This is a genomic window from Burkholderia sp. E168m23 (assembly GCF_016586125.1).
GTDB lineage: Bacteria > Pseudomonadota > Gammaproteobacteria > Burkholderiales > Burkholderiaceae > Burkholderia > Burkholderia orbicola.
Genome location: NZ_BCPP01000154.1, coordinates 1 through 9,695 on the forward strand (window position 1 = coordinate 1; position 9,695 = coordinate 9,695).

General features: G+C 65.5%; 8 protein-coding genes. 2 read left to right on the forward strand and 6 right to left on the reverse strand.

The window, feature by feature from the left end:
- Positions 1-109 precede the first annotated feature (109 nt).
- Positions 110-460 carry a TonB family protein gene (locus JMF90_RS10785; RefSeq protein WP_041489244.1) on the forward strand — a complete coding sequence of 117 codons (351 nt, stop codon included), beginning with the start codon at positions 110-112 and terminating at the stop codon, positions 458-460.
- Positions 461-563: 103 nt separating this feature from the next.
- Here JMF90_RS10785 and JMF90_RS10790 read toward each other — a convergent pair whose 3' ends face one another.
- The 6 genes from JMF90_RS10790 to moaC form a co-directional block, all read right to left on the reverse strand.
- Positions 564-1,763 (reverse strand): hypothetical protein, encoded by a 1,200-nt coding sequence (locus JMF90_RS10790; RefSeq protein ID WP_011546118.1) that lies wholly within the window; start codon positions 1,761-1,763, stop codon positions 564-566.
- The gene (locus JMF90_RS10795) at positions 1,756-3,105 is read right to left on the reverse strand and encodes a glycosyhydrolase (RefSeq protein WP_011694389.1); all 1,350 of its coding nucleotides are present in this window, start codon (positions 3,103-3,105) and stop codon (positions 1,756-1,758) included. The genes JMF90_RS10790 and JMF90_RS10795 overlap by 8 nt, the downstream gene beginning before the upstream one ends.
- A 189-nt stretch (positions 3,106-3,294) precedes the next feature.
- Entirely contained in the window at positions 3,295-4,461 is a 1,167-nt protein-coding gene (locus JMF90_RS10800) for a hypothetical protein (protein ID WP_011546116.1), read from the reverse strand.
- A 79-nt stretch (positions 4,462-4,540) separates the two neighbouring features.
- Positions 4,541-5,485 (reverse strand): hypothetical protein, encoded by a 945-nt coding sequence (locus tag JMF90_RS10805; protein WP_011546115.1) that lies wholly within the window; start codon positions 5,483-5,485, stop codon positions 4,541-4,543.
- A complete protein-coding gene (locus JMF90_RS10810; RefSeq protein WP_011694388.1) occupies positions 5,478-8,165 on the reverse strand; it encodes a type VI secretion system Vgr family protein in 2,688 nt (895 codons plus the stop codon). Before JMF90_RS10810 ends, JMF90_RS10805 begins: the two co-directional genes overlap by 8 nt.
- Positions 8,166-8,279: 114 nt before the next feature.
- Complete coding sequence (gene moaC / locus JMF90_RS10815; protein ID WP_011546113.1) at positions 8,280-8,768, reverse strand: cyclic pyranopterin monophosphate synthase MoaC; 489 nt, start codon at positions 8,766-8,768, stop codon at positions 8,280-8,282.
- Positions 8,769-9,037: 269 nt separating this feature from the next.
- On the opposite strand from moaC, the gene JMF90_RS10820 reads away from it, so the two are divergent.
- Positions 9,038-9,695 (forward strand): M48 family metallopeptidase (locus tag JMF90_RS10820; protein WP_201325098.1); only part of this gene is annotated, 658 nt, incomplete at its 3' end.

Sequence of the window (9,695 nt, forward strand, 5' to 3'; positions counted from 1 at the left end):
CGCCGGTCCGATGGCCGCGGCGCAGTGCGACACACGCGATGCGGGCGGGGGAAGGCCTCGGCTGCGCGGCGCGTGTGCCCAGAACAGTGCTGAAGAACGATATTCGACCATGGCCATTCGCTCGACCTACCTGACCCTGCCCGCCGTCGCGATGCTGTTTTCCGGCTGCGCGATGCTGTCGTCGTCGCAGGAAAGCAAGCTGACCTGCCACATTCCGCGTGCCGTCTATCCGGATACCGCGAAGCCGCTCACGCGCCCGGCGACCGTGCTCGTGCGCGCGCTGATGACGACGTCCGGCGAAGCGCAGAACGTCACCGTGACGACGAGCAGCCGCAACGCGGCGGCCGATCGCGCGGCCGTCGAAGCGATGACGCACGCGAGCTGCGTGCAGACCGGCGCGACGGCGAATCCCTTCTTGCTCACGCAACCGTTCGTGTTCGAGCCGCGGCGCGCCGAATGACGCACGGTCGGTGCGGGCGATCGCGCCGTGCCGCCACGCCCCAGTCACTTGTCGTTGTCGGCTGTCCGGCGCGATTTCACCGCTGCGCCACGCGGCTGACGGCTCAGTGCCGCGGCATCAGATCCGCGCCGCGACACGCGGGCTCGGACGCGTTGCGCAGCCCGAGCATCGTGAAGCCGTTGCGCTCCTGGCGGATCAGCGCGTAGCGCCGCGCGACCGTTTCTCCACCCTTGCCCGTCAGATCCAGTTCGACCTGGAAGCGATCCTTGCTGTCGGAACAGCCGCGTACCGGGCCGTATGCGAAGCCGATATCGGGCGCCTTGCTTTCCGCGTTGAACGTCTGCCGGGCTTTCAGCGCGGTCCCGGCGGCCTCGGGTTCGCTCCATTCGCGCGCGAGCACGTCGTCCACCTTCAGCCACTCGTCGACGAAATCGCGGCCGTTGGCGGCGGCCGGCTGCACGCGTTGCACGGTGTCGCCGTCGACGCGATAGCGGAAGATACCTGGCCGCGTCATCACGTCGCCGTCGAGCGAGCCGACCGTCGTGCGCAGCTCGAAGCCGTCGGCGCGCACCTTGAAGCGGATCGAATCGTCGTCGATCACGTAGCCGTGCGCGGTGTGGAACAGCGTGCGTTGCGCGGCCGACCCGTTGGCCGGCGCGATCACGTCCGCGCCGAACCGGCTCCAGCGCGACGAGCACCACGGTGTGCCGTGGACGACCGCCACCTGTCCGCCCGGCAACGCGCCGAACCAGAAGCCGCCGCCGTATGCGCCGCCGATGTCCTTGTATTCGTCGGCTTGCCAGCGCAGCACGCGCTGCCACCGACCGTTTTCCCACGCGTACGCGGTGAGCAGGTTGTCGTCGCCGCATGCGATGTCGAAGCCGGCGCGTACGAACAGCAGCGGGCGCGACGTGCCGTCGCGCGTGACGTCGACGTCCGGGTTGCGGCCGAACGCCGATTCGCCGGTTTTCGGCTGTGCCGGCTGCGCGGGGACGCCGAGCGTTGCCGCGAGCGTGCGTTTCAGTGCGACCGCTTCGACATGTTCATCGCTGCATACGAGGCGCGCGTCGATCGCGCCGACGAGCGCTTGCTTGTAGGCGCGAAGCGCGTCGCGCAAAGGCGGCGAAACCTCGACGGTGCCGGCGCCGTCGCTTTCCGGGTTGGGCGCGCGTTGCACGCGGTGTTGCGCGTCGAGCGCGGCGCGTGCAGCGGTGTCGGCGGCGGGGCAGGGGCTGGCGGCGAAGGCGGCGGGCGATGTGGCAACGCATAGCGCGAGTGCGGCGCGACGCGGTGATTTATTCATCGAATTGAGTCTTCCGTCGTAGCAACGGGATTCGGTCTTGTAAGGCACGGTTATTTCGGACCGGGAACGACAGTTTCCTCAGTCTTTCATCGAGCAACGAGTACAGCGTGTTCGTATCCTGATTGAAATACCGATTGTGATAGACGATCCCGTCGACATTCTGCTTCCAGGTCTTGCCTGCGTCAGTGCTGCTGATCATCAGGGGGATCGGTGGATCATCGATTGCGTGCCCGGGGTCGGTCGCATAGACGAGCAACAGGCCATCGCGGCCCACGTCGAGGCCGCTCAGGATGAGCTTCCTGTCAAACGTCGTCACTTGCCGGACTCGCTCCGGGCGCGTGTTCGCCCACGTCGAAAGCACACCGGTCCGGCGTGCGCGATCCGGTGCAGTATCGTCGCCACTCTCATGGTCGAGGAGAGACAGCGTGTAAAGCGCGTAGCCGCCAGCCGTGGCAGGCGCAGACACGAGTCGAGTGACGGTCTGGTTAGGCAGGACGGTATCGAGAGCGAACGCCCGCTGATTTGGCGCGAGTCGGTATACGACGCTGCGGGCAGGGGCCGTAGCCGACCGGTCGACAGGGTAAGCCACTCGCAGGGTGCCGTCGGGGCCAAGATTTACTCCTGCGAAGCTGCGCCCGGGAGCACCGCCGACGGCTGCATCCGGTGGTAGTGCGATCCGCTGCCAGGACACGCCGCCGTCGGATGTTCGCCGGACCGCCGGGCCCCGACCGATCGCATAACCGCTCCGCGCGTCGATGAAGAGCAACTGATCGATATCCTCGTGCTCGGGCCAGTCGAGCTGCGACCAGTGCCGGCCGCCGTCGAGCGATTTCCAGACACGGGTTTGCTGCGAGACGAGGCCGTCTGCCGGATGTGGCGCCGTGTAGCTGGTCCGGCCGACGCCGATGACCTGGACCTGACCGTCCCGCGAATGCCACCACGCCGTGTGTTGGCCCGGCGCTTGCAAGAAGCGCTGCAGTCCCTGATCGAGGGTGCCACGGAAGAAATTTACGGTCCGCCGATTGAGGGTTTCTGCTGCGTTGTTCATCCACGCTTCGGTGGGTTCGGCGACCATTGGATTCTTCCACTCGCCGGGAGGCTTCAGCATCACCACAGGGTCGGCGACCGTGAGCGACATGATTTCGTTGCCGACGACGTAGAAATCACCGACGCCAGCCAGTGGGACGGGCCACGTCACCTTCGACGAAACGGTTTCCCATCGAGAGCCGGTATTTTCGACCAGCAGTATCAATGCGATGCTGCCGATCGCGATGGCGGCCAGCCGCTTTAGGCGGGAGTGGTTGCGCATCGGGTTGGCTGAAGTCAATGGAGAAGAGGGCATGAGGCCGATCGTGCCGGGGGCGTCGTCCGATTCTGCGGACTCGGCCCACGGCAAATGCGTCTGGCAGCGATCAGAATTGCCGTTTCCGAAGTGTGTAGGCGAACACCGGATGGAGCGTATCGGTGCTTGCCGTCCTGATCCGGTTTTCGCGACGATGCGCCAATTCCTCGGCGACCGTCATGCGCGCGATCAGAAAGTCCGCTTCTTCAGCGTATAAGCGTGCAGCCAGTACAGCGTGTTGGTCTGCGCGTCGAAGTAGCCGCCTTGTGCAACCTTGTCGGCTGTTTGATCCCACGACTTGCCGGCGTCGGTACTGGTGAACGTCAGGTCGATCGGGGCACCGCCGCGACTGCCGGAGTTCGGGTCGGTCGCGTAGACGAGCAGGAGGCCGTTACGACCGACGCTCAGGCTGTCGAGCCGGAGCGTCTCGTCGAACGTGCGCAGTTGGTGCACGGACTCGGGATGGTCGTTCGTCCACGTGGAAATCGCGCCCGCCCGGCGGCTGTTGTCGCGACTCTCGCCGCTTTGCGGCTTGTCGAGACGTGACAGCGCGTACAGCGAATAGTGTGCTGCCGGTCCCGGCGTGGTATCGAGCGCGGTGACGACCTGGCCCGGCAGTTCGGTCTCCGTCACGAATGCGTGCCGCTCCCAGTCGAGCCGGTCGATCACACTGTGCGACGGCGCCTCTGCAGTCCGAGCGGCGGAGTAGGCGACGCGCAGTACACCGTCAGGGCCGAGACTCACCGCATTGAAATTCTTGCGCGTCTCGTCGGCGACGCGTGCATCGGTCGGCACGTCGATCGTCTGCCACGTGTTACCGCCGTCCGCGGTCCGCCACACTCTCGGCCCCCAGCCGATCGCGTAGCCGCGCTGTGGATCGACGAAGAGCAACCGGCCAATGTTCTGGTTTTCGGGCCATTGCAGTTGAGACCACGTTTGGCCGCCGTCGAGCGACTTCCACAGCTTCGTGGTTTGCGGTGCATCGCCGCCGCGTGCCTCCGGGGCCTTGTAGTCCATCCATGAGGTGCTGAGGAACTGAACCGACCAGTCCGGGGAGTACCACCACGCGGCGTTCTGGCCGACCTGCTGGAACTGGCGTTTCATCCCGCCGTCGATGGTTCCGCGGAAGAAGCTGATCGTCATGCGGTTCAGCAACTCGCCCGTGTCGTTCATCCATGCTTCGGTCGGCTCGGGCCGCTGCGGTTCCGTCGATTCAGCCGTGGGCTTGAACGTCACCACGGGATTGGCCAGCTTGACGCTCATCACGTCGTTGCCCTTGATGCGGAAGTTGCCGCCGCCATACGGCGTGTCGTTCCGCATGAAGTTTGTCGAAATTGTTTCCCAACCCGTCGCCATATTTACGTACCCGTATGTTGCAATGGCCAGGACAACAAGACCCCCGGCGATCCATTTCCAGCGTTTGAGTTTTGGCATGTCACTTATTTAGCAAACGATCCAGCGCCCGGCTGACTTCGTCGGACGTGTCCGAACCCCACTCGCGTGCTTTTTTAGCCGCGTCCGAGCCCCATTCACGGACCTGATCGACCGCGTCCGAGCTCCAGTCGTGCGCCTTTTGTTTGGCGACGGGGATACCCGCGTCCCACGCTTGCTTGAGCGTCCGTCCATCGCCCCATTCCTGAAGATTTGGCCGCATGCCGATCTTGGTCAGATCCGAGACCGGTAGACCGGCCAGCCCTCCGTCCAGATAAGCCAACGGATGCGTGACGAACGCGAAGGTCTTGAACGTCTCTCCGTTGTTTTCGAGCTCCAGTTCGTATCGTTTCACTTGCATCGAAAGCTCACCGTTGCCCGGCTTCGCACTGCTGAATGCGATCTGGTCCCCCTGCATGTTTTGCTGCAGCCCAATTTCGATGTAGCGCTGCAGCCACCACCGGGCGGTTTCCAGCCATTTCTTTCCTTTTGCCGTGAGAGTGGGATACAGATTCTGGCCGTAGTCCGAACAATAGTAATAGCCGTAGCTCACGTAGTAATCGGGCGGTTTGTGGCCGCAACCGATATGGCGCATCATGAAATTGCCGTGGCGCGACCAGTCGGAATCCGTGCTCTTCAGTTTGATCAACTCTTCCCGCCGATGCAGCAGACGGCGCGCGACTTCCTTGTCTTTCCACGGGTCCCACGAGGTCGCGAATTTCTTCACGGTTTCCCATGCGCTCGATTTGCTGACTTTTTCGACCGTCTCCCAGTACTCGCCGTGCAGCGGCTGGTAGTAGAACGGACACGTGCCGACGATCGAATCCGCAGCCGGCGTCACATGCTTGTCGCAGATGTTGATCTGCACCTTCGGCCGATCCTGGTATCCCGTCGGGGTCAGCATCCCCGCACCGGTCCCGAGCACCTTGTCCTGTTGTCCGTCAGCCATTCGATTTCCCTAGAAACTTGACCACGACGTCGTGCGGCACGTGGCTCTGCGTGAGCCCGGTTTCGCCTGCCGCGTTGGTGACGCCTTCCGAGAGCAGCTTGCCGTTCGAGAACATCTGGTACCGCGTGTTCGCGACCGGAATGTCGGTGCCGGCCCAGTGCGCGATGAATGCCTGGTCGTAGTTGCCGTTGGAGTTCGGCAGCGTCGGCATCGTTTGCGACAGGTGGGTGGGGCCGCTGAACGCATGCTGCGCGCCCTTGATGTCGATCTTGCCGGGCGCGTGCACCTCGATGTTGCCGTCCGCGATGCGGATATAGGCGCCGCCGGACGTCAGCAGGATCTCCTTCGCCGCGGCGCCTTCGATCGATTGCGTGACGGCGATCAGCTTCAGCGCCTTCTGCGCGGTCAGCTCGATGTTGTCCGCCTGCGCCTGCACTTCGACCTTGCCCTTGCCGGCGAACAGCTTCATCCCCGCGTTCTGCGCGAACAGGCTGATCCGGTCGAGGACACTGGCGATCAGCGATTTCCCGGCGGCGACGTGCGTGCTTTGCCCGCTGACGAGGTTGATGTGCTGGTCCGCGGAAAATTGCGCGGACTGCTGCGTGGACATCCCGATGCCGGCCGGGCTGCCGAACAGCATCACGGGCTCCTTGAACGCGTTGGCGTTGCCGGTTCCGCCGCCGGCGGTCCGGCCGCCCGACGCGTTGCCGCTCACGCTGTTCTGCGTCGCGTCGCTGAACTGCTTCAGCGCCGTGTGGCCGGGGTCGAGCGACTCGCCCTGATGCTGCGCGCTGACCTGCGACATGGCGTCGATCAGCCCTTGCGCGCGCACGAGCTGCTCCCGGGTCTCGTCGACGTCGAGCGGCTGGCTGGCCGCCTGCTTGGGATGCGTCGTGACGTACAGCCCGCGGTTCGCGCGCACGGCGCCGTAGGCGTCCGAGCGCAGGTCGAAGCCACTGCCGAGATAGCTGCCGCGGTTGTTGCCCGTGTGGTCGATCAGGTAGCCGAGATGCAGATGTGCGTTGGTCTGGCTGCTGTACAGGTGCACGCGGTTCTGCGCGGTCGCGTCGTCGAGCACCAGCTGGTTGTAGCCGGCGCCCGCGTATTCCTTGGAGCGGTACCCGGACAGGATGCCGTTGCTGTGCCATTGCGGGCTCGTCGCGCCGTTGTAGACCTTGCCGACGATGATCGGACGATCGCAGTCGCCGCCGAGGAAGTCGACCAGCACTTCCTCGCCGCTGCGGTGCGGGTGGACGGCACCGTAGCCATTGCCCGAATCGGACGCCGTGGCACGCAGCCAGCACGACGCCTTTTCGTCGCCGTCGTTCAAGCGGTCCCAGTGAAAGCGGACCTTGACGCGGTTGAGCTCGTCCGTATGGACTTCTTCGCCTTGCGGCGCGACGACGGTCGCCGATTGCAGGTGCATCGGCGGCTTCGCGTGCTCGAACGGGCTGCGGAACGGCACCGTCGTGCGCTGCGCCTCGATGCGGATCTGAAAGAAGCCCTCGCTGCCGTCGGGATGACGCACGCGCGACCGGTCCGTATCGGTGGCCTGCATGATGCTGCCGATCTCGGCCTGCAGGCTGTGCGGGAAAACGGCCGGCTCGTCGGCCACGGGCAGGTTGTTGACGATGACCCACGCCGTCTCGATCACGGCGAATTCGCGCTGGCCGGCATCGTCCTTGTCGTGTTCGGGGTGTTCCGCGAACTCGAACACGCGTCCGGCGTCCATGCGCCGCACACCGCCGACACCGTGAAAGCGCTTCGCGTGCGATTCCTGCTCTTCCATCCAGATCTTCGACAGATGGTCGCCGCGTGACTGCTCGGGATACGTGTAGGCACCCGTGTATTCGTAGACTTCGAGCTGCTGCGGCAGATCGCCCTGGTTCGCGATCGTCGGCGTATGGGTGGCCTTCGGATTCGACGCGGTGGGCGGCTGCTTGTAGTCGAACGTGCGCGTGGTGCGTGCGACGCTGCGCAGCGTGCGTGTACCGCTGAACTGGACGAGCGTGTCGGCTTCGTCGCCCGTGCCCGCGTGATGAAAGCGCACGGTTCGCGGCGACAGCGCGGGCAACGCGTCGATGCGATCGACGATGACGAGCCGGTGCGACTTGCCGTCGCTGTCCTGTTCCCAGAAACCGTACAGGCCTTCCGATTCCATTAGGCGATGGACGAAATTCCAGTCGTCCTCGTATTGCATGCAGAACGAGCGCGGCGGCAGCGGCTGGTAGAGCTTGAACGTGAAGCGGCCCTTGGCCTGCGGATGCTGGTTCAGCACGTCGGCGATGATGTCGTCCGCCGACCGGTCCTGCCAGATGCGCTGATCGCGGCGGAACTTCAGGAAGTGCAGGAACGACGCAAAGACGATCTGATGGTGCGTGACGCCGCTGTCCGACCCGAGCCGGCGGGCCGCATGCACGTAGCCGTGGTGCGGCGCGTACGATTGGTCGGCCTGCTGGATCCACAGCGTCACCGGCTGCGCGATCAGTTTCTTGAGTTCGAGGTCGTCGGATACCGACACGGTATCGACGGTGAACTCGAAATGGCGTCCGAGGCGCGATCGTCCCGTGACGCGCTGCGGCAACAGGACGTCGGGGCCGAGCGGGGTATCCAGTTTGATCAGGCGCTCATGCTGAACCGGTCCGGCCAGCAACGCGCTTCTTAACGCTTGCGAATTCATCACCAGTGCTCGCTTTTGTTGTGCTGGTTCGCACGCTCTCTCGTGCGGAATCCGGTAATTGTATGAGATAAAACGGTTTTATCTCGAATTGGCGGGCCGGTGGTGCCCGGGTATTCACCCCGCCGCGTCTTCCGCCTTCCAGTCCCCCGACTTCCCGCCGCGCTTCTCCCGTACGCTCACGTCGGTGATCACCATCCCGCGATCGACCGCCTTGCACATGTCGTAGACGGTCAGCAGCCCGACCTGGACGGCCGTCAGCGCTTCCATCTCGACGCCGGTCCGCCCGAACGTCTCGACCTGCACGACGCAATGCACGCCCGGCAGCGCGTCGTCGAGTTCGAACTCGACGGCCACGCGCGTGAGCGCGAGCGGGTGGCACAGCGGAATCAGGTCGGCCGTGCGTTTGGCGCCCTGGATCGCCGCGATGCGCGCGACGCCGAGCACGTCGCCTTTCTTGGCCTTGCCGTCGCGGATCAGCGCGAACGTGGCCGGCAGCATCCGGATCGTGCCCCGCGCGATCGCGATGCGCCGGGTTTCCTGCTTGTCGCCGACGTCGACCATATGGGCGTGGCCGGCGGCATCGAAATGGGTGAGTCCTGACATGTCTTCCTCTAGTGGAACGGAGTGCGCGCGCACGTCCCTCGATCCTGCCGCGCGACCGGCCGGGCACCGCATCCCGTACCGGCGCGACGAACCGATCCAACCTCGCAACGGGCGCTTATCATAGCAGCGGCGTTCGCGTTGCCGGAGGCGCAGATGACGCTCGCGCGGCACGGGACAGTCGTCGCGGCGCCGGTACAATGACCCGAATATTCAGACCAAACGCCGCGATGCGCGCCGCGCGCGCGGGACGGCGTCGTTTTCATCCTGCCATGCGTGTCAAACAGTTGCTTGCCGTGTCGCTGTCGGCGGCGCTCGCGCTGCCGCCGGGCGGTCATGCGCAGAGCGCATCCGCGCCGCCGCTCGAGCCGGCGGCAGGCGGCCCGACGTCGATTTCCACCGTGCCGTCCGGCATCGCGACCGGCGTATTCGGCACGTACGGCGGCGCGGAAAGCCGGTTCTCGGGCGCGGCCGGTGCGTCGGCGCCGGTCGCGAGCCTGCGCGCGCCGCTGCGGGCGCTGGAGCTGCCCGATCTCGGCGACGGCTCCGGCGGTTCGCTGACGCCGCGCGCCGAGCGCCGGCTCGGCGAGCGCGTGATGCGCGAGGTGCGGCGCGATCCCGACTATCTCGACGACTGGCTGGTGCGGGACTACCTGAACGCGATGGCGGCGCGGCTCGCGGCCGCGGCGGCGGCGCGCTACATCGGCGGCTACACGCCCGACTTCGACCTGTTCCCGGTGCGCGATCCGCAGATCAACGCGTTCTCGATGCCGGGCGGGTTCATCGGGATCAACAGCGGGCTGGTGGTCACGACGCAGACGGAGTCGGAGCTGGCTTCGGTGGTCGGCCACGAGATGGGCCACGTGCTGCAGCGGCACATCGCGCGGATGATCGGTGCGAGCGAGAAGACCGGCTACACGGCGCTCGCGA

What these genes read in the sequence shown, in the direction of transcription:
- JMF90_RS10810 (WP_011694388.1), bottom strand. Translation starts at nt 8,165, where the DNA reads ATGAATTCGCAAGCGTTAAGAAGCGCGTTGCTGGCCGGACCGGTTCAG.
- JMF90_RS10800 (WP_011546116.1), bottom strand. Translation starts at nt 4,461, where the DNA reads ATGGCGACGGGTTGGGAAACAATTTCGACAAACTTCATGCGGAACGAC.
- JMF90_RS10790 (WP_011546118.1), bottom strand. Translation starts at nt 1,763, where the DNA reads ATGAATAAATCACCGCGTCGCGCCGCACTCGCGCTATGCGTTGCCACA.
- JMF90_RS10785 (WP_041489244.1), top strand. Translation starts at nt 110, where the DNA reads ATGGCCATTCGCTCGACCTACCTGACCCTGCCCGCCGTCGCGATGCTG.
- JMF90_RS10795 (WP_011694389.1), bottom strand. Translation starts at nt 3,105, where the DNA reads ATGCCCTCTTCTCCATTGACTTCAGCCAACCCGATGCGCAACCACTCC.
- moaC (WP_011546113.1), bottom strand. Translation starts at nt 8,768, where the DNA reads ATGTCAGGACTCACCCATTTCGATGCCGCCGGCCACGCCCATATGGTC.
- JMF90_RS10805 (WP_011546115.1), bottom strand. Translation starts at nt 5,485, where the DNA reads ATGGCTGACGGACAACAGGACAAGGTGCTCGGGACCGGTGCGGGGATG.